Source organism: Bacillus cereus group sp. BcHK124 (assembly GCF_027712065.1).
GTDB lineage: Bacteria > Bacillota > Bacilli > Bacillales > Bacillaceae_G > Bacillus_A > Bacillus_A pacificus.
On sequence record NZ_JAQFPJ010000001.1, the window covers coordinates 667,336 to 687,371 of the forward strand.

Sequence of the window (20,036 nt, forward strand, 5' to 3'; positions counted from 1 at the left end):
AAACAACTATTTTGTATAATAGTAATAGAATGTGTTTTAGAAATTTGATAATGAAAGAGTGAGAAGTTTGAAAGAAATATTAAAACAGCAATATGCCATTATAGATATTGGATCTAATACAATGCGTTTAGTTATTTATGAAAAGCAAAACGGGGGTTTTTATAAAGAGATTGAAAATACGAAAGTGGTTGCAAGGTTAAGGAATTACTTAGTCGATGGTGTGTTGATTGAAGAAGGAATAGAGGTATTGTTACAAACATTATTTCAATTTCAAGAAAGTACACGATTCCATCAGTTGCGCCATGTACTTTGTGTTGCAACAGCAACAATTAGGCAGGCTGAGAATCAAGAGGAAATTAAAAAACTTGTTGAAGGACAAACAGACTTTACTCTTAGAGTATTATCAGAATATGAAGAAGCACGTTACGGCTATTTAGCGGTTATGAATTCAACTTCGTTCTCGGAAGGGATTACAGTAGATATTGGTGGAGGAAGTACGGAAGTTACATACTTTCGAAATAGAGAGATTTTAGAGTATCATAGCTTTCCTTTTGGGGCACTTTCTTTAAAGCAACAATTTATTAAAGAGGATATACCTACTGAAGAAGAGTTGGACAAGCTTCAAACGTACCTAGAATATCAATTTCGAACATTACCATGGTTAATTGATAAGAAATTACCCCTTATTGCAATTGGTGGTAGTGCGAGGAACTTAGTGAAAATTCATCAAAATTTAATTTGTTATCCTATAGCAGGAGTACATTTATACAAGATGAAAGAAGAAGATATTAAAAATGTGAAAGAAGAATTGGAAGGCTTGTCGTTCATAGAACTTCAAAAATTGGAAGGATTGGCAAAAGATCGAGCGGATACAATTGTTCCCGCAGTCGAAGTATTTCATACGCTTGTTAATGTTATAGAGGCACCAGCATTTGTATTAAGTAGAAAAGGATTAAGAGAAGGTGTTTTCTATGAAGAGTTGACAAAAGATTTGGGGATTTCATATTATCCGAACGTGGTCGAAGAAAGTTTGTATTTATTATCACATGGATATGAAATGGACATGGAATTTGTAATGCAGCTTATTAAACATGGAAGATTAATTTGTCAACAGCTTGAAGAAACAGGGCTGATTTCTATGTCAGTAAAAGACTGGGAAGTGTTCCATCAAGCAGCGAAAGTATTTAATATAGGCAAATATATAGACGAAGAAGCGAGCCGCTTACATACGTTTTATTTATTAGCAAATAAAACAATTGATGGTATGATGCATAAAGAGCGAGTTAGATTAGCGCTGATTGCGTCTTATAAATCAAAAATGTTATTCAAACAACATCTGTCTCCGTTTGAAGGATGGTTTGATAAAAACGAACAAAAAAAAATTCGCCTATTAGGGGCTGTTTTACAATTTTCAGCAGCTCTAAATATAAGACAAAGATCGCTTGTTGAATCGATATCTATAACAGAAAGTAAAGAAGGATTAACATTTAAAATTGTATGTGAGCAATCGGCATTAGCGGAAAAAGTGCAAGCTGAAAAGCAAAAAAAGCAGCTGGAAAGAGTATTGAAAACGAATATTAACTTATTCTTCGAATCAAAACACTAAGTTGTACGGATGTCTTTACAAAAAATTAACACTTTGGAATATTGTAATTTGTTAAAATGAAAGTAACTAAATTATAGTAAAAAAGTTTCAAGGGAAGTGTGAAGAGGATGGAAATGTTGAAGGGGAATATAGTCAATTTAAATGATACAGCTTATTACAACAATAGAGAACTAAGTTGGTTAGCATTTAATGAACGTGTACTACAAGAAGCACAGGATGAGATGAATCCGCTTTTAGAAAGATTAAAGTTTATTAGCATTTTTAGCTCCAATTTAGATGAATTCTTTATGGTACGTGTAGCAGGATTGAAGGATCAAGTGAGCGCTGGGTTTAACCAACCAGAAAATAAGGCTGGCTTAACACCAAAAAAGCAATTAAATAAAATTGCGATAAAGGCCCATGAATTAATGACTGTACAATATGATACGTTTAAAAATTATGTGTTGCCAGCGTTGGAGTTAGAGGGGATTGAGCGTTTAACATTCCATGATTTGACGAAAGAACAAAGAGAATTTATAGAAGAGTATTTTGATGAGCAAATTTTCCCAGTCTTAACACCTGTAGCTATCGATGCGTATCGTCCATTTCCTATGTTATTAAATAAAAGTTTGAATTTAGCTACTCTTTTATATGATGAGAAACAAGTGGAGGAAGAAAACCGCACGAAGTTAGGAATTGTACAAGTTCCTTCATTACTTGAACGTTTCATATTTTTACCGAGTGAAGGGCAAAAGCATAAATTTATTTTATTAGAAGATGTAATTAGTGGTTTTACTCATAAATTATTCACTGGATATAAAGTATCATCTGTTACTCGTTTCCGTATTACACGCAATGCGGATTTAACGATTCATGAAGAAGGTGCGAGAGATTTATTAAAAGTAATTGAAAAAGAATTAAAAAAGCGTAAGTGGGGAGCTGCTGTACGTTTAGAAGTTGGCAAAGAACACATTGATGAAAGAGTATTAGCGTTATTATATGAAGTGTTGGAAGTAAAAGATGAAGATGTGTATATAATGGATGGACCGTTAGATTTAACATGTCTATTTTCTTTATATAAAAAACTAGCGCCTTTATATGAACATTTAGTATATCCGGCTCTTATTCCGCAACGACCTCAAGATTTAGGGGATGCGGAAGATGTATTTGAAAAAGCAATTGAGCATGATATTTTATTACATCATCCGTTTGAATCGTTTCAGCCAGTAGTTGATTTTGTTCGTGATGCAGCAGACGACCCGAATGTACTTGCGATCAAACAAACATTATATCGAGTAAGTGGTGATTCTCCAATTATTCAGGCGCTAAAGGTAGCGGCTGAAAAAGGGAAACAAGTGACGGTATTAGTTGAGTTAAAGGCAAGGTTTGATGAAGAAAATAATGTGCATTGGGCTAAAGAATTAGAACAGGCGGGTTGTCATGTGATTTACGGTGTAAGTCATTTGAAAACACATAGTAAAATTACGCTAGTTGTAAGAAGAAAAAACGGAAAAATTGAAAGGTTCGTACATCTTGGAACCGGAAATTACAATGATGCAACCGCAAAGCTATATACTGATTTTGGCTATATTACATCACGAAAAGACTTTGGGGTCGATGCAACAAATTTCTTTAATTATTTGAGTGGTTATACAACAAAGCCGCATTTTCATCATTTATCGGTTGCACCATTTGATATAAGAGAGCAATTTATCGATTTAATAGATGAAGAAATTCGTTATCATAGGCAATATGGAAATGGATATATCATTGCTAAAATGAATTCATTAACTGATAAACCACTTATTAAAAAAATGTATGAAGCATCACAAGCTGGAGTAAAGGTAGAGCTCATCGTTCGAGGAACATGCTGCCTACGACCTGGTATTCCAAATGTAAGTGAAAATATTCGGGTAGTTAGTGTTGTCGGGAGATATTTAGAACATAGCCGTATTTATTATTTCCATCATAATGGAGAAGAGAAAATATATTTATCTTCAGCTGACTGGATGACAAGAAATATGGAGAAACGTGTAGAAATATCTTTCCCGATATTAGATATTGAAATGAAGGCACGAATTAAGGCGATTTTACAGCTTACTTTAGCTGATAATGTGAAAACACGTGAACAAAATAAAGACGGTGAATATTATTATGTTATTAATAATGGGGCAGAAGAGATTGATAGCCAAGTGAAGTTATTTAAGATGGCGTATCAAAACACAGATGCTGAATAATGAGAACAAAGTAAAAAACCTCTTTTTTAAGAGGTTTTTTACTTTGTTCTCTACTTATTATAAAGGATGCGTAGAGAGAATACTTTTTATTATAAGCATGTTAATGGATTATGAATCGGTTAAGAAAGGAAATAACATTAGTAGAATTGTTGCGGTACATTAATAATAGAATGGTTGTTGACAAGGTCCGCCATAACAAGGATAAGGTGTCGGCGGTGGGAAAGGTGGTGGATATGGTGGGTAATACGGTCTAGGACCGAAAGCTAATGCTCCGCCAAGCAGTCCACCAGCAATACCAGCTAGAAATGGGACGCCAAAAAACGGAAAGAAGCGTGAGTCGCCTACTGGACCAATAGGTGCTGAACGGACTGGGATTGGTTGATAATATGGATACATGAACAAACCTCCTTTATTGGACTCACTTTTATCATATGGTAAATGAAACATGGATGAGCGCGTACAAGAAAGGATATGTAAGAAAATAGGCGAATGATTACGAATGTTGGAGTGTAAAAATTGTTATCTCAGGTTTTGCCATAAATCGGAATGGGACACGTGTTCTGCCAAGGCCGCGATTGACATAGAGAGCTAAATCTTGGATCGTATAGAAACCTTCTACATAGTTTTTAGCAAGTGCTGGGGTAATAATAGCCCCTAAAAAAGGGATTTGTACTTGTCCGCCATGGCTATGACCAGAAAGTTGTAAGTTAACCGGATATGTAGCAATTTGCGGTGCAATATCTGGTTCGTGAACAAGAACAATGTTATAAATGTTTTTCCGAGCGCGCTGTAGCGTCTCCTTTATTTTTGGTTTGCCTAATAGTATATCATCAAGACCGAAAATTGAAATTTCACTATTATCCAGTAGACGGATTCTCTTTTCACTGTTTAGTAACAGTTCAAATCCAGATTCACGCATGATGTGTTCGTAGTATTCCGTTCCATATCCGCCGTGATCATGGTTACCATAAATAGAAAATTTACCGAAGGGTGCTTGTATATTTTTTAAAATAGATGCAACGAAAGGAGTGTCAGTATATGTTTGATAATTATCAATGAGATCACCAGTAAAGAGAACAATGTCGGGTTTTACAGCATTAATTTTAGAAACGATTTGAGATAAATGTTGGAGAGAGAAATAGTATCCGAGATGTAAATCACTAAATTGAAGAATCTTCATACCGTGAAAGCTTTTTGGTATGAGTTGTGATTTCAATGTATGTTCTGTAAAAGAGAGCAGATGAGGCTCAATATATTTAGCGTAATAGTATCCGATACTAGTCGTTATAAATGAATATAGGCAAGTACGCATTCCAGTTTTTAAAAAATCTCTTCTTGTAATTTTCTTCATAAAAATATGAGTATACCTATTTGTCTTATATTACATGTGTTCGTTACATTTACAGGTTACTCAAATCTCCTTTCGTTTTTTTAAATATATTTTAAATCATGTAAAAGTAGTATAGATAACGAAAAAGTGAATAAAAAGAAATCTCTTTACGTTAAAATATCAGAAAAGTTTAAAAATATAAAGATTTCTATTAAATAAAATGATAAAATGAATGTGTATTCATTTTTTGGAGGGGGATATATATGAAAGAAAAAGTAGTTATTGTAACAGGTGGATCGAGCGGAATGGGAAAAGGAATGGCGACTCGCTTTGCAAAAGAAGGGGCACGAGTTGTTATTACAGGACGTACAAAGGAAAAACTAGAGGAAACAAAATTGGAAATTGAACAATTTCCAGGACAAATATTACCGGTACAAATGGATGTAAGAAATACGGATGATATTCAGAAAATGATTGAACAGATTGATGAGAAGTTTGGACGAATTGATATTTTAATCAATAATGCAGCTGGAAACTTTATTTGTCCAGCAGAAGATTTATCTGTGAACGGCTGGAATTCGGTTATTAATATTGTGTTAAACGGTACATTTTACTGTAGCCAGGCTGTCGGAAAATATTGGATTGAAAAAGGTATAAAAGGAAATATCATTAACATGGTAGCAACATATGCGTGGGATGCAGGTCCGGGAGTTATTCATTCGGCTGCAGCGAAGGCTGGAGTATTAGCAATGACGAAGACACTCGCTGTTGAGTGGGGACGTAAATATGGAATCCGAGTTAACGCTATTGCGCCAGGACCAATTGAACGTACGGGCGGTGCTGATAAATTATGGATTTCAGAAGAAATGGCTAAGCGTACGATACAAAGTGTTCCGCTTGGAAGACTGGGTACGCCAGAAGAAATTGCAGGTCTAGCTTATTATTTATGTTCAGATGAAGCTGCGTACATAAATGGAACTTGTATGACAATGGATGGAGGACAACATTTACATCAATATCCATTTTAAAAGGGATAAGGAAAATGTGACGGAATTGTGACATATGAAAGAAAAGTGTTTACAAGAGGTCATATATACGTTATATTTAAGACCTCTTTTTTCTTCATAGTAGAATTGCTAATTCCCCTTAGCATTTTACCCCTCTAATCCCTTCAGGAAAACTGAAGGGATTTTTTATTATTTTTCCGTAAATATCATGTTATAATTTTTGAAAAGTAAAGGGAGGGAAGCACGTTGATAGATGCATTAGATGTAATGAGTAACTTGGATAAAGTCCTTCCTTATTATCAAGCAATTTTTAGTGCTGATGAACATACTGTAATTGGATATGAAGTAGTAGGGCGTATTCAAACAGAAGAGGGCATACAAAGTTTAGCTTCTTTCTTTCATGATGACTCTATTCCAAGTGAGTTTCAACTAGAAGCGGATAACATTATAGTAGAAAAAGCTTTAAATCGTTATTTAGAAAGTGATCAAAAACTATTATTATTTATACATCGGAATGCTAACGTATTGATGAACGATGATGATGAAAGTTTGCTTCAACTTTTATTGATGTATGAAAAACAAGGTTTAAATTTGAAAAACATTGTTTTAGAAATTACAGAACATGAATGTAAAGAAGATATAGAGCAATTTAATCATTTGCTTATGTATTATCGTACATATGGTATTCAAATTTCGATTAATAAAGTCGGAACAGGTACAAGTAATTTAGAACGTATTAGCGTGTTAGCACCTGATATTTTAAAAGTAGATTTAACAAATTTAAGGCAAACTGCACTTTTACAATCTTATCAAGATATTTTATATTCTTTATCATTACTTGCTAGAAGAATTGGTGCGACATTGTTATATGAAGAAATAGATGCTTTTTATCAATTACAATATGCATGGAAAAACGGTGGTAGGTACTATCAAGGGAATTATTTGAAAGAATGCTTACCTGATTTTATTGAAACGAACGTTTTGAAAGAACGACTTGGTAATGAGTGTCATCAATTTATTCAACATGAGAAGAAAAAACTACAAAAGATTTATAATTTAACAGAAATGTTACGTGATCGAATTGGCGATGTTTTAGCCAAACAGAAAAAGAATGAAGATATAAATGATTGGTTATTACAATTTAGCCAAAGTGTATCACAATGTAGTTTTCGTATATTTATTTGTAACGAAGATGGTTTCCAACAATCAGGAAACGTTATGAAAAAAGATGGGGAATGGATTGTGATGCCTGAGTATTACATGAAGAACTGGAGTTGGCGCCCGTATTTTCTAGAGAATATTATGAAAATGCGTTTTGAGAATAAGGCAAGACTTTCAGATTTATATGCTGATATTGAAACCGGTGAGATGGTACGAACATTTTCTTTCCCGATTGATGATGAAAACTTTTTATTTATAGATTTATCGTATGAATATTTATATGAAGAAGATGTTTTATTTTAATGCACGAAGAGATTCGTGCATTTTTTGTTTGTTTTTATCATAAATTGGTAATAGTGAAAATGGTGCCGAAAATGCTGTCTATCGTTGTAAAGATTTTACGAACGAAACCAGCCCTTTCTTTGCATAATCATTGTTACAATGAATACTACAAAGACAAGTTTTCTAAAAAGGAAGGTGAAAAAATGAGGAAATATGGAATATGGTTAGTTCTATTTGTATGTGTTGCCTTTCTAGTTGGTTATAGTGTTACAACTGTTTTAGGAAAAGAGGAAGTGAAAGTCGATCGGAAAGAAGTGTTTGTAACGATACAAAAAGGCTATGAAAGCCAATTTTCAATTCGTGGGAAGCGTTTGCCGATGAATAAGATGATAGAAACGTTATCACCATATTTTACAGAGAATTTCCTTCAAGTATTTACAGATGAAAATAGTAGAAGTGATAAACAAAGTGGTGAATATTTACTTCCAGCAAAAGAAGCGCCATTTTCTTTTAATTCAGAAACGAAAATGTCATATGATGAAGAGCATAAAATTTTATATGTTTATGAGCGGGCGAAAAGTGGACAATATCAAATTGTAACATTGCAAAGAGATCAAGGGAAATGGAAATTGGCCGGATATCATGAAAGCCAAGAACTTTTAACTGAAATAAAAAGGTTACAACAATTATAAAGTGAAACTTTAATCAGGGCATATCCTGTTTAATATGAACTTGCCACAATCAGATGCATACTTCCAAAATATAGCGGGATAAAAATAGGAATAGGTCTTTACCTATTCCTATTCTATATTAAGAAGTTGTTGTAATTTTTCAATTTGAAAACCAGCAACAACTTCTCCATCAATTACAACCGTCGGAGTTGAATAAGAATCATAGTCATATAAAAGACGATTGCGAGCAGCGGCGTCTTTTTTTACGTCAAATTCTTCGTATACAACGTTATTATGCTTTAAAAATTCTTTCACAATAACACATGGCGGACAATCAGGTTGTGTGTAAACCTCAATTTTTTTCATTGCAATTCCTCCTTTTTACTGTTTTTTATTATATTCTTCCAGTATAAAAATCGCAATAAAGAAGGGAAAAGATGTTCTTTCTGTTTTTTCCTTCGTATTTCGACAAATTTTTAGTTGAGTTTCTGGCCAATAACCTTTATCCTAGAGTGTGGAACATTTTTTCTGTTATGACGGATAGAATGAGTATAGCTGTAAAACCTATTGGTAGGAAGATCAGAGAAAGGAGAGATTTCATGTCTCTACTCCAAGGAATTTTAACTCGACTTGTTAGTCTACAAGAACAAGCTGAAAGCGGTGAAGTAGCACAACGCTATTTTGAAGTGAACGGTGAGCGCAAATGTAGCGTGAAATTTTTCGATAAAAGTGAAATGTATGAGTTAGAAGTGTATCAACAAGGTGAAAAACCTCAAGTGTATCAATTCGATAATATCGACATGGTTGCAATTGAGATTTACGATATCATTTCTTGATACATATAAAAAAGGTGTTGCCATAGGGCAACACCTTTTTTAGTTCTATTACTTTTAGTATATATGTATAAGGATTTTTCATTTTTCCTACAATGGTAATAAAGTGAAAGTGTAATTAGTAGGGTTTCTTCGTCCTATACAGCTTATTATCCATCACCAATTGAGGACGGATAGTAAATAGCGGGATGAAAATAGTGAGGAGGTGTGTTATATGGAACGTTTACCAGTTGTGATTTGTCCTAATTGTCACAATTCTGCTGAGATTATTCATGTACTAACGGCTCAATCGAATCAAAACGTAATTTATACGTGCCAAGTTTGCCAATATGTAATTCGGAATATTGAAACGAATAAAGGGTAGGGAGTTATAATTTTGGTTTTTGTCCCATACAATGAGAATACGAAAAGTCTGTCTAATTGAAAGGACGTGACTATGTGGCCGGTGAACATAAATTTTATAATGTTTCAGAGAGACATTTAAATTTTGGTATGGTCTTTACCCGTATTTGTAATTTCATTGAAAAGGATCCGCGAAATTTATATCGTTTATCCATTGGGACAGACTCACAAGCACATCAAAAGGATACGAGGTTTATTACGGCAATTCATATTCATCGCGTTGGAAAAGGAGCCTGGGGGTGTTTACACCATCAATCAGTAAAAGATAAGCCAGAAACTTTACGTGAGAAAATATATTTAGAGACACAGTTTAGTCAAGAAATTGCATGCCTATTTACTCCAAATCATATACAAACAATATGGGATTTATTGCATCCATATGCTCAAGATGGTGCTGGTTTTATAATGGAGATTCACTTAGATATCGGAAATGATGGTTTAACAAAAGAATTTATTCTAGATATGACAGCGAAAATTCAAGCGATGGGATTAACTGCAAAAATTAAGCCAGATGCTTATGCGGCGTTTAGTTATGCAAATCGATATACGAAATAAAAACAATTTATATATTTCTTTCACTAAAAACTGAATATTACATCTATTAAATAGGCTGAAAATTTTATATAATAATGGTAACGATGCGAGTATAAGGAGAGGGGTATATGAAAAGGGAATTTGTTTTAACGGAAGAAGAGGAAAGTTTGTTACTAGATATTTTATTTCAGCAAAATTATGCGAGTGAAATTTTAGCTGTGGAACTTACAGATATCGAGAATGGTTTAAAAAAGACAGACGTGATGCAATATAAAAAAATCACAAGGTTATTTTACAGATTAAAAAATAAAGGGTATTAAGCGCTACCGGAATGGTAGTCTTTTTTTTGTGTTATATGCTAAAATAGCTGTGTAATTTTGTTTTTTACTGAAAGAATGTAAGGACAAAATAATAATGTGAAAACGCTGTCATAAAATGTGAATAGAGCCGGTAATTATAAGCAGGAAAAAGGGAAAATGGGGGATGTAATATGATTAGTATTCCAAAAGACGAGTTTCAACAAATTTTTGTAAAAGATTTAATGATTTCATCAGAAAAAGTAGCACACGTCCAAATAGGGAATGGTTTAGAGCATGCTTTACTCGTACTTGTGAAATCTGGATATTCGGCGATACCTGTTTTGGACCCGATGTACAAATTGCATGGGTTAATTAGTACTGCTATGATTTTAGACGGTATGTTAGGGCTAGAACGCATTGAGTTTGAAAGACTTGACGAAATGAAAGTAGAGCAAGTAATGAAGAAAGATATTCCGGTTCTTAAGTTAGAAGATTCATTTGCAAAAGCATTAGAAATGACTATTGATCATCCATTTATTTGCGCTGTCAATGAAGATGGGTATTTTGAGGGGATTTTAACACGTCGAGCGATTTTAAAATTGTTGAATAAAAAAGTAAGGCAACATAATCGATAATGTGAGAAAAGTGACTTCATAGAACCGAAGAAGTCACTTTTTTTTCGTGCATATCAGTTGTGTATGTATTATATTTAAAAAGATAAAAAATATAAGCGTATGTAGTTAAATTAAGGATGAAAAGCTTATTGAGATAAGGTGTATGGAAGCTAAGGAAAGAGGGAGAAAGTTGCAAATTGATGATTTTCAAATGATGGTTGTGTTAGCACAGGAATCAAATATGAGAAAAGCGGCGGAACGTTTATTTGTTTCACAACCTGCGCTTAGTCAACGATTACAATCTATGGAGAAACAATGGGGAATGAAGTTTTTTATTCGCTCGCAAAAAGGATTGACAATTACACCTGAAGGGGAAAAAGTCGCAAATTACGCAAAAGAAATGCTACAAAGGGAAGAGGATATTAAAAGTGAGCTAGCTGTTTTTAGAACAGAAACTCATGGGACGTTAAAAATAGCTGTCGCATCAGTTATTGGTCAATATTGGCTTCCTCCTGTTTTGAAGAAGTTTGTACATAAATATCCTTCTGTAAAAATATCGCTGTTTACTGGCTGGAGTAGTGAAGTGCAAAAGCAATTTTATGAAGGAGACGTTCATGTTGCTATATTGAGAGGAACACAAGAATATAAAGGCCAGAAGCAACAATTATTTGAAGATGAACTTTATTTAGTGGATAAAGAAATAAAAGATATTTCGATGTTAAAAGAAACAAATAGACCATTTATTCAATTTAAAAGTGATTCGACTTATTATGGACAAATACAAAATTGGTGGTATGGTTTATTTTCTAATCCACCTAAGAGAACAATTGTCGTTGATCAAATTGAGACTTGCAAACAACTCGTTTTAAATGGTATAGGTTATGCTCTTTTACCTTCTACTGTTTTAAAAGAAGTACAGGAAAATATGTATAAAACACCTGTCCAATTAACGAGAGAAACATGGTTATTGACGAGTGAATCAGCTAGACAATTGAAGCAAGTACAAGCATTTTTAGAAATTATAGAAGAAATTCAAATGGAAAAATAGGATTATTATCTTGCTACTCGCCCTATCGTTTGGTAGAGTAACATTATAAATGGATTTAGGAGGCAACAAGAATGAAAATGATGGACGCTAACGAAATTATTTCGTTTATTCAAAAAAGTGAAAAGAAAACTCCTGTAAAGGTATACATAAAAGGGGATTTAAAAGAAGTAACATTCCCTGAAACGGTACAAGCATTTGTAAATAAAAAGTCTGGTGTATTATTTGGAGAATGGTCTGAAATTAAGACAATTCTAGATGAAAATAGCAAGTACATTGTTGATTACGTTGTTGAAAATGACCGTCGTAATTCTGCAATTCCAATGCTTGATTTAAAAGGTATTAAAGCTCGTATTGAGCCAGGTGCGATTATTCGTGACCACGTTGAAATCGGCGACAACGCTGTTATTATGATGAATGCAACAATTAATATCGGTGCTGTAATTGGTGAAGGGTCTATGATCGACATGAACGCGGTACTTGGTGGACGTGCAACTGTTGGTAAGAACTGTCACGTAGGTGCAGGCGCAGTACTTGCAGGTGTTATTGAGCCACCTTCAGCAAAACCAGTTATCGTTGAAGACGATGTTGTTATTGGTGCTAACGTAGTTGTGTTAGAGGGAGTTACAGTAGGTAAAGGTGCAGTTGTAGCAGCAGGAGCTGTTGTAACAGAAGATGTACCTCCATATACAGTTGTAGCAGGTACTCCAGCACGTGTAATTAAAGAGATTGATGAGAAGACAAAAGCAAAAACTGAAATTAAACAAGAGCTTCGTCAATTAAACCCAGAGAAATAAAAACAAAAAAGCGTAAGAGCATAAACAGGCTCTTACGCTTTTTATAGATAGAGGTGCAAAAATGGTAGTAAGCAAATTCGTTCAAATTCGTAGAGACTTACACAAAATACCGGAAATTGGATTTAAAGAGTGGAAAACACAACAGTATATTTTAGATTACATAGGAACGCTTTCGAATGAACATGTGGAAGTGAAAGTATGGAGAACAGGTGTCATTGTTAAAGTAAAGGGAAGAAATCCAGAAAAAGTTATAGGTTATCGCGCAGATATAGACGGTTTACCAATTACAGAGGAAACTGGATATGAGTTCGCTTCTGTTCATGAAGGAATGATGCATGCATGTGGACATGACTTACATACGACAATCGGTTTAGGCCTCCTAACAGCAGCTGTAACAGAAAGAATAGATGATGACCTTGTATTTCTATTCCAACCAGCTGAAGAAGGGCCTGGAGGGGCTCTTCCTATGTTAGAGAGTGAAGAGTTAAAAGAATGGAAGCCGAATATTATTCTCGGCCTTCATATTGCACCTGAATACCCTGTAGGAACAATTGCTACAAAAGAGGGGCTATTATTTGCAAATACATCAGAGTTATATGTTGATTTAAAGGGGAAAGGTGGACATGCAGCTTATCCTCATACTGCAAATGATATGATTGTCGCAGCTAGTCACCTTGTTACACAGCTTCAGTCTGTTATTAGTCGTAATGTAAACCCACTTGATAGTGCAGTAATTACAATCGGAAAAATAACAGGCGGTACAGTTCAAAATATCATAGCAGAAAAGTCTCGATTAGAAGGAACGATTCGAACGTTATCAGTGGAATCAATGAGTCGTGTTAAAAGTAGGATTGAGGCAATTGTTGCAGGTATAGAAGCTTCCTTCCAATGTGAAGCGGTTATTGACTACGGAGCGATGTATCACCAAGTATACAACCATGAAGCATTAACGAGAGAGTTTATGCAATTTGTAAGTGAACAAACTGATATGAAAGTAATTACATGCACTGAGGCAATGACAGGTGAAGATTTTGGTTATATGCTTCAAGAGATTCCTGGATTTATGTTTTGGCTTGGAGTAAATTCAGAATATGGTTTACATCATGCAAAATTAAAGCCAGATGAAGAGGCTATTGAGAAAGCTATCGTATTTTTAGATCAATATGTAAAGTGGAAGGGAACTAGAAAGTAAATTTGCTCGCCAACTTTGTAACAATTTAAAGTGGGTATTCGTTAGTTCCAAGGTGAAAACATCTTTTATATCTGTTTTGGATACACATCGGCATACAAATGGATAAAATAATGAGCAGTGGTTTTGAGCCGCTGCTCATTATTCATTATCACTTATTGAGAAGATGATTAGTTAACTAGCTTATATATGTTTACAATTCGTGTGGAGAGTGTGTAAAATCAAGGTGAAACGTAGAAAAAAGGGTGGGGAATTACGTGCAGATTAGCAGTGCGATTTTATGTTTTGTTTTATATACATATGTTATTATTGCGGCGGTTTATTTTGGGATAAGTTTTTATGCCTACCGTTTAGCGAATAATCATGAATATGAAGAGACATACAACTGGGTGAAAAGGTATTTATCACCTGTACTAGAAATTATGAATGGGTTTGTTCTTTTTTTATTTATTGGATTAATTGCTTTTTCAACGAGCTTAGTAGGAAATAAGACTACATTATTTGTACTAGGTATCATTATTTTTATGCTATTAGGAATTCGTATTGGTAATACGGTATTTTGGAATGAGAGAAAAGTAGATGGTTGGACGGGAATGCTAATACCGTGTATGCTAGCTGCTATCGTGACGAATATAGAACATGAATATTATCAGTTGCATTTTTGGCTCATAATTGTTTTAACAATTCTCTCTGTGTTGTATATAAGTACTGTCGTGCTAACATACATTGCAAATGAAAAGGGAGATGTAAAAGGTACGCATTTCTTTAGAGGGCGTGCATTGTTATGGAGTGTGCCAACGATGGCGGTTATAGCAATTATTGCGATATTAGTAAATGGGTATCAATTTACGAATTGGCAACTGTTTTTAGAAAATTGGTGGATTTTCATTCTTTCGTTTATCGCTTTTTTAGGTGCAACGCACTATTTATTCCATCAACACCATTATATATTGGCATTGCTATTCGCATTCACACAACTATTATTTGCTTTCTTCGGACAAGAAACGTTATTATTCGTTTTTGAAACGTTTAGTTCATTTGGAAACATATTTGTATTTGGTATGTTAATTTTCAGTATCGCATTTTATTTACAACAGTATTTTTATATGCAAAAACAAAAATAAAGAATGATATACAGGTTTTTGTAGCAAATCTAAAGTATGTTACAATAAAAATACATAGTATTCGATGTTATTGGAGGAATTTCTGTGGGTGAAAAAGAGAAAGAATTTGCTGTCATTGGGCTTGGGCGTTTTGGTGGAAGTATTTGTCGGGAACTTGCTCAATTAGGTATGGAAGTAATGGCAATTGACTCAGATGAGGATAAAATTAATGAGTTTGCAAATATAGCTTCACATGCTGTAATTGCAGATTCAACAGATGAGATGGTATTAAAAAGTCTTGGTATTCGTAATTTTGATCATGTAGTCGTTGCGATTGGAGACAATTTAAATTCAAGTATTTTAACAACATTAATTCTGAAAGAGTTAGGTGTAAAAAATATTACTGTAAAAGCTCAAAATGATTACCATGAAAAAGTATTAAGTAAAATAGGAGCAGATCACATTGTGCACCCAGAGCGTGATATGGGAAAAAGGATTGCTAATAATATTGCATCAAGTAATGTGCTAGACTATCTTGAGCTTTCAGATGAGCATAGCATTGTAGAGATTATTGCAAATAAAAAAATTGATGGTCATTCTTTAATCGAATTAGATATTCGTGCGAAGTTTGGATTGAATATTGTAGCGATTAAACGTGGTAAAGAAGTTATTGTATCCCCTCGAGCTACGGAAAATATTCAAGCGGGAGATATATTAATTGTAATTGGTCATGACGATGAAGTAGATCGTTTCAAGCACTTTTTAAGATAAGAGAAAAGGACAATACCATAAAGGTATTGTCCTTTTTTCTTATATCTCCATAATGATTGGTAAAATCATTGGGCGACGTTTCGTTTTCTCATATAGGAATGGTGCTAATGTATCTGTAATTTCATTTTTAATTTCAGACCATTGCGTTGTTTTACGTTCCATTACTTTTTCTAAATGAGTTGTAATTAATGTTTGAGCATCATTAATTAAATCACTACTTTCGCGCATATAAACGAAACCACGTGAGATAATATCAGGCCCTGCTGCAACTTTAAATTCTTTCATATCAATGCTTACGACGACAATAACAAGTCCTTCTTCAGAAAGGATACGACGATCGCGTAATACGATATTACCGATATCTCCAATACCATTTCCGTCAATATAAACAGATCCAGATGGTATTTTACCAGCTACACTTGCTTCATCTGAACGTAAGGCAAGAACATCACCATTATCCATAATGAAACAGTTTTCTTCTGGAATACCACAATCATTTGCTAATTTCATATGCATACGTTGCATACGATATTCACCATGAATTGGCATGAAATACTTCGGTTTAATTAGACGAAGCATTAGTTTTTGTTCTTCTTGTCCACCGTGTCCACTCGTATGAATGTTTGACAGTTTTCCGTGGATTACATCAGCACCAGCACGGTACAACATATTAATTGTACGGCTTACACTAACTGTATTACCAGGGATTGGTGAAGAAGAGAACACAACTGTGTCGCCAGGAATAATTTGAATTTGACGATGGGTACCATTAGCAATACGTGAAAGTGCTGCCATTGGCTCCCCTTGACTACCTGTACATAAAATAACAACTTTATTAGCCGGTAGACGATTTAATTGAGATGCATCTATGAATGTATCTTTCGGACAGCGAATATAACCGAGGTTTTGTCCGATTTCAATCGCTGCCTCCATACTTCGGCCAAATACAGCCACTTTACGATTGTTTTCAACAGCCGCTTCAACGACTTGTTGCAAGCGATGGATATTTGATGCAAAGGTTGCGAAGATAATACGACCTTCTACTTTGCGGAAAATATCTTGAATACTATCACCAACACGGCGCTCAGACATTGTAAAGTTTGGAACTTCACTGTTTGTACTGTCAGATAAGAGACAAAGTACACCGTCTTTTCCGATTTCAGCCATTTTTGTTAAGTCCGCTGGTTCACCAACCGGTGTGAAGTCAAATTTGAAATCTCCAGTATGAACCACTTGTCCTTGAGGTGTTTTCACAACAACTCCGTATGAATCTGGGATACTGTGAGTTGTACGGAAGAAGGAAACAGATGTCTTTTTAAATTTAATAACATCATCTTCTTGAATTTCATAAAGCTTTGCTTTACGAAGTAATCCGTGCTCTTCTAATTTGTTTTTGATTAGTGCAATTGCTAATTTTCCGCCATAAATCGGAATGTTCACTTGACGTAATAAGTAAGGAATTCCACCGATATGATCTTCGTGACCATGTGTAATGAATAACCCTTTAATTTTATCTTCGTTTCGCACAAAATAAGTGTAATCTGGTATTACATAATCGATTCCGAGGAGTTCGTCTTCTGGAAACTTAATTCCAGCGTCAATTATAATAATTTCATCTTGAAATTGAACAGCATATGTATTTTTACCGATTTCACCAAGACCACCTAAAGCAAAAACGGCTGCTTGATCATTCTTTAGAAATTTCATATGACTATACGATTTCCGCTAATGTTAAATCAGCGTTTTCTTTTTCATATTCAAGATGATTGCCAGTCACAGACTGAACGAATTCGATATTATATGCGAACTTATTTAATTTTGTACGAACATCCTTTTCAGACGTAGCCTCTAAATATAAAACTTTTGTATTTTCACGTACTGGAACCTCAGTCATTTTTTCTTGATAAAATACTTTAAAAATCATTTGGAAAACCTCTCCTTGTCTATGTTTTGCATTATCTGTTACTTATTATAAAGCAAACAGTCACGATTTTCATGTTTTTTCGAATGAGAATGAAGAAAAAGCCCGAAATGGGCACAATTTAAGCGATCGTCTTTTTACGGACTAGATCTTTTAAATAACGCTTCAGCTTTTTCTTCAGCTTCTTCAGCATGATTACTCCTTCCTTTCCTTATTTTAAACATGCATATTACTAGTGAAAACGCCGTCTCTGATATAAGAAAGAGGACAAAAGTGAATGTTGAATCTTGTCTTTTCTCATACAGAGAAAGTTATTCTATAGTAACGATTAGTAGCCGTTAGTTATAGATATAGTATGAGAAAGAATAGAAAAGAAAATTCATACGAACAAGTATCCACATTTTTTACTAATATATATATGCAGGTTTTATAAATAAGGTCAGAAAGTGAACGCTTTCTTCACAGATGTTTAATATGTTATACTTTTTTTTAGCATTTGAAAAGCGATAATCAAAATAGGAATATAGAGTAACAGAAAGGATTTTGACAAATGAATGATAAAATTGTCTTTTTTGATATTGATGGAACATTATTAGATCATGATAAGAAGATTCCGCAATCTACACGAGATGCAGTAAGACAGTTACAAGAAAAAGGCGTGCATGTAGCAATTGCGACAGGACGTGCACCATTTATGTTTGAAGATATTCGTAAGGAACTGAATATCCACAATTATGTTAGCTTTAATGGACAGTACGTTGTATTTGAAGATGAGGTAGTATTTAATAACCCATTACATCCAGCTGCTCTACATAAGTTTACTCAGTTTGCAAAACAAGAAGGATATCCGCTTGTATATCTTGATCATCAAGAAATGAGAGCATCAGTGGAATATCATGATTATGTGAAAGAAGGGTTTGGCAGTTTACATTTTGAGCATCCGGCATATGAACCTGATTTTTATGAGAAGCGTAATATTTATCAAACACTTCTTTTCTGTGAAGTAAATGAAGAAGAAAAGTTTATAAATCAATACCCAGACTTTCATTTTATTCGCTGGCATGCGTATTCAATGGATATTATTCCAAATGGTGGTTCTAAGGCAAAAGGGATTGAGAAATTTATTGAAAAATTAGGATTTAACCGTGAACAAGTGTATGCATTTGGGGATGGCTTAAATGATTTAGAAATGATTGAAGCAGTTGGGACAGGTATTGTGATGGGGAATGGTCATGAAGACTTGAAAAAACTTGCGAATCATGTGACAAAGGATGTTAGTGAAGACGGTATATATCACGGTTTAAAATGGGCTGGATTGCTATAAGTGAATATGGAATCTATTTCATATAGTAAAAAGGCGGAAGAGTGTATTCCGCCTTTTTTACTATCGCTCCAGAGGTTTTGAATCGTCAGGAGCGGCAAATGGATTTTCTTTATTAATGTGGTCATAGAACATAACACCATTTAAATGGTCAATTTCATGTTGAAATACAATTGCTGGTAACCCTTTTAAACGTAATTTTACTTCTTCGCCGTTAATAGAAGTTGCTTTCACTGTAATTCTTGTATAACGAGGGACATAACCAGGTACTTCACGGTCTACTGATAGACAGCCTTCACCACTTTGTAAATATGTACGTTCAACAGAATGGCTAATGATTTTTGGATTGAATAATGCATGACTATATAACGTACCGTCCGTATCTGTTACATGAACCGCAATCATTCTTTTTGAAATACCGATTTGCGGAGCCGCTAATCCGATTCCAGGGCGTAAACTATATTTTTCAGCCATTTCAGGATCTTGGCTATTTATTACAAATTCAATCATTTCTTTAAGAGTATTTGTATCTTCTTCGCTCGCTGGTAGTACTACCTCTTCTGCAACGTTTCGCAAAATAGGATCTCCTTCGCGAATTACATCTTTCATTGTAAGCATATGTAATCTCTCCTTTCCCTTTTAGTCTACCAAAGGAGATGGAAAAAGTCATCGGCAAGTAAGGGGAAGATAGATCGGTTATGTAGGAATAAAAAGAAAGAGACGGCAGAGCCGTCTCTTTCTTTCCATAGTTGTTTCATTTTACATTAGCGAATGCAAGCAGCACCAACGATAATTAAAAGAATAAACAACACAACGATTAAGGCGAAGCCGCGTCCAGACCCACCACAAGAACCGCCATAACCGTAGGAAGGATATGAACAAGTTGGATAGCAATATGAATATCCGTACATGAGATGACCTCCTTTATCATTTC

23 protein-coding genes are annotated in these 20,036 nt (G+C 34.4%); 16 read left to right on the forward strand and 7 right to left on the reverse strand.

Annotation, left to right across the window (positions count from 1 at the left end; genetic code table 11):
- Positions 1–67 precede the first annotated feature (67 nt).
- Both ppx and PDK19_RS03700 read left to right on the forward strand, forming a co-directional pair.
- A complete protein-coding gene (gene ppx, locus PDK19_RS03695; protein ID WP_049111274.1) occupies positions 68–1,606 on the forward strand; it encodes an exopolyphosphatase in 1,539 nt (512 codons plus the stop codon).
- Positions 1,607–1,713: 107 nt separating this feature from the next.
- Positions 1,714–3,822 (forward strand): polyphosphate kinase, encoded by a 2,109-nt coding sequence (locus tag PDK19_RS03700; RefSeq protein WP_014893533.1) that lies wholly within the window; start codon positions 1,714–1,716, stop codon positions 3,820–3,822.
- A 159-nt stretch (positions 3,823–3,981) separates the two neighbouring features.
- Here the strand turns inward: PDK19_RS03700 and PDK19_RS03705 are convergent, their stop codons facing one another.
- Both PDK19_RS03705 and PDK19_RS03710 read right to left on the reverse strand, forming a co-directional pair.
- Positions 3,982–4,218 carry a hypothetical protein gene (locus PDK19_RS03705; protein ID WP_000283744.1) on the reverse strand — a complete coding sequence of 79 codons (237 nt, stop codon included), beginning with the start codon at positions 4,216–4,218 and terminating at the stop codon, positions 3,982–3,984.
- 97 nt (positions 4,219–4,315) lie between these two features.
- The gene (locus PDK19_RS03710) at positions 4,316–5,173 is read right to left on the reverse strand and encodes a metallophosphoesterase (protein WP_000724516.1); all 858 of its coding nucleotides are present in this window, start codon (positions 5,171–5,173) and stop codon (positions 4,316–4,318) included.
- Between the two features lie 242 nt (positions 5,174–5,415).
- Between PDK19_RS03710 and fadH the strand changes: the two genes are divergently transcribed.
- From fadH to PDK19_RS03725, 3 genes are all read left to right on the forward strand, one after another.
- On the forward strand, positions 5,416–6,180 hold the full coding sequence (gene fadH / locus PDK19_RS03715; protein WP_000660918.1) for a 2,4-dienoyl-CoA reductase: 765 nt from the start codon (positions 5,416–5,418) through the stop codon (positions 6,178–6,180).
- 225 nt (positions 6,181–6,405) lie between these two features.
- A complete protein-coding gene (locus PDK19_RS03720; protein WP_000564304.1) occupies positions 6,406–7,623 on the forward strand; it encodes an EAL domain-containing protein in 1,218 nt (405 codons plus the stop codon).
- A 182-nt stretch (positions 7,624–7,805) separates the two neighbouring features.
- Complete coding sequence (locus PDK19_RS03725) at positions 7,806–8,294, forward strand: DUF3993 domain-containing protein (protein WP_001233820.1); 489 nt, start codon at positions 7,806–7,808, stop codon at positions 8,292–8,294.
- Between the two features lie 108 nt (positions 8,295–8,402).
- On the opposite strand, the gene PDK19_RS03730 is transcribed toward PDK19_RS03725, so the two are convergent.
- The gene (locus PDK19_RS03730) at positions 8,403–8,639 is read right to left on the reverse strand and encodes a glutaredoxin family protein (RefSeq protein ID WP_000717880.1); all 237 of its coding nucleotides are present in this window, start codon (positions 8,637–8,639) and stop codon (positions 8,403–8,405) included.
- A 233-nt stretch (positions 8,640–8,872) separates the two neighbouring features.
- Here PDK19_RS03730 and PDK19_RS03735 point away from each other — a divergent pair, with 233 nt between their 5' ends.
- From PDK19_RS03735 to PDK19_RS03780, 10 genes are all read left to right on the forward strand, one after another.
- Entirely contained in the window at positions 8,873–9,109 is a 237-nt protein-coding gene (locus tag PDK19_RS03735; RefSeq protein ID WP_000055151.1) for a YkuJ family protein, read from the forward strand.
- A gap of 211 nt (positions 9,110–9,320) precedes the next feature.
- Positions 9,321–9,470, forward strand: a complete 150-nt coding sequence (locus tag PDK19_RS03740) for a hypothetical protein (RefSeq protein WP_000440538.1) — start codon at positions 9,321–9,323, stop codon at positions 9,468–9,470.
- Between the two features lie 74 nt (positions 9,471–9,544).
- The gene (locus tag PDK19_RS03745; protein ID WP_270706619.1) at positions 9,545–10,063 is read left to right on the forward strand and encodes a ribonuclease H-like YkuK family protein; all 519 of its coding nucleotides are present in this window, start codon (positions 9,545–9,547) and stop codon (positions 10,061–10,063) included.
- A 107-nt stretch (positions 10,064–10,170) separates the two neighbouring features.
- A complete protein-coding gene (gene abbA, locus PDK19_RS03750; RefSeq protein ID WP_000817794.1) occupies positions 10,171–10,362 on the forward strand; it encodes an antirepressor AbbA in 192 nt (63 codons plus the stop codon).
- 170 nt (positions 10,363–10,532) lie between these two features.
- On the forward strand, positions 10,533–10,976 hold the full coding sequence (gene cbpB, locus PDK19_RS03755; protein ID WP_000623566.1) for a cyclic-di-AMP-binding protein CbpB: 444 nt from the start codon (positions 10,533–10,535) through the stop codon (positions 10,974–10,976).
- Positions 10,977–11,118: 142 nt separating this feature from the next.
- Positions 11,119–12,003: a LysR family transcriptional regulator gene (locus PDK19_RS03760; protein ID WP_001984809.1), complete on the forward strand. Its 885-nt coding sequence runs from the start codon at positions 11,119–11,121 to the stop codon at positions 12,001–12,003.
- Positions 12,004–12,074: 71 nt separating this feature from the next.
- Positions 12,075–12,797, forward strand: coding sequence for a 2,3,4,5-tetrahydropyridine-2,6-dicarboxylate N-acetyltransferase (dapD, locus tag PDK19_RS03765; RefSeq protein ID WP_000783248.1), 723 nt, complete (start codon positions 12,075–12,077; stop codon positions 12,795–12,797).
- Positions 12,798–12,858: 61 nt separating this feature from the next.
- A complete protein-coding gene (locus PDK19_RS03770) occupies positions 12,859–13,989 on the forward strand; it encodes an N-acetyldiaminopimelate deacetylase (RefSeq protein WP_000261645.1) in 1,131 nt (376 codons plus the stop codon).
- 254 nt (positions 13,990–14,243) lie between these two features.
- The gene (locus PDK19_RS03775; protein WP_001167328.1) at positions 14,244–15,110 is read left to right on the forward strand and encodes a hypothetical protein; all 867 of its coding nucleotides are present in this window, start codon (positions 14,244–14,246) and stop codon (positions 15,108–15,110) included.
- Between the two features lie 84 nt (positions 15,111–15,194).
- Entirely contained in the window at positions 15,195–15,860 is a 666-nt protein-coding gene (locus tag PDK19_RS03780) for a potassium channel family protein (RefSeq protein WP_000504032.1), read from the forward strand.
- A gap of 39 nt (positions 15,861–15,899) precedes the next feature.
- On the opposite strand, the gene rnjA is transcribed toward PDK19_RS03780, so the two are convergent.
- Positions 15,900–17,567 carry a ribonuclease J1 gene (gene rnjA, locus PDK19_RS03785; protein ID WP_000670369.1) on the reverse strand — a complete coding sequence of 556 codons (1,668 nt, stop codon included), beginning with the start codon at positions 17,565–17,567 and terminating at the stop codon, positions 15,900–15,902.
- Positions 17,568–17,571: 4 nt separating this feature from the next.
- Complete coding sequence (locus PDK19_RS03790) at positions 17,572–17,784, reverse strand: DNA-dependent RNA polymerase subunit epsilon (RefSeq protein ID WP_000576444.1); 213 nt, start codon at positions 17,782–17,784, stop codon at positions 17,572–17,574.
- A gap of 547 nt (positions 17,785–18,331) precedes the next feature.
- On the opposite strand from PDK19_RS03790, the gene PDK19_RS03795 reads away from it, so the two are divergent.
- Complete coding sequence (locus PDK19_RS03795) at positions 18,332–19,105, forward strand: Cof-type HAD-IIB family hydrolase (protein ID WP_000998288.1); 774 nt, start codon at positions 18,332–18,334, stop codon at positions 19,103–19,105.
- 60 nt (positions 19,106–19,165) lie between these two features.
- On the opposite strand, the gene def is transcribed toward PDK19_RS03795, so the two are convergent.
- Both def and PDK19_RS03805 read right to left on the reverse strand, forming a co-directional pair.
- Complete coding sequence (gene def, locus PDK19_RS03800) at positions 19,166–19,720, reverse strand: peptide deformylase (RefSeq protein ID WP_000957059.1); 555 nt, start codon at positions 19,718–19,720, stop codon at positions 19,166–19,168.
- A gap of 146 nt (positions 19,721–19,866) precedes the next feature.
- Positions 19,867–20,013, reverse strand: coding sequence for a YjcZ family sporulation protein (locus tag PDK19_RS03805; protein WP_000274562.1), 147 nt, complete (start codon positions 20,011–20,013; stop codon positions 19,867–19,869).
- Between the last annotated feature and the right edge of the window lie 23 nt (positions 20,014–20,036).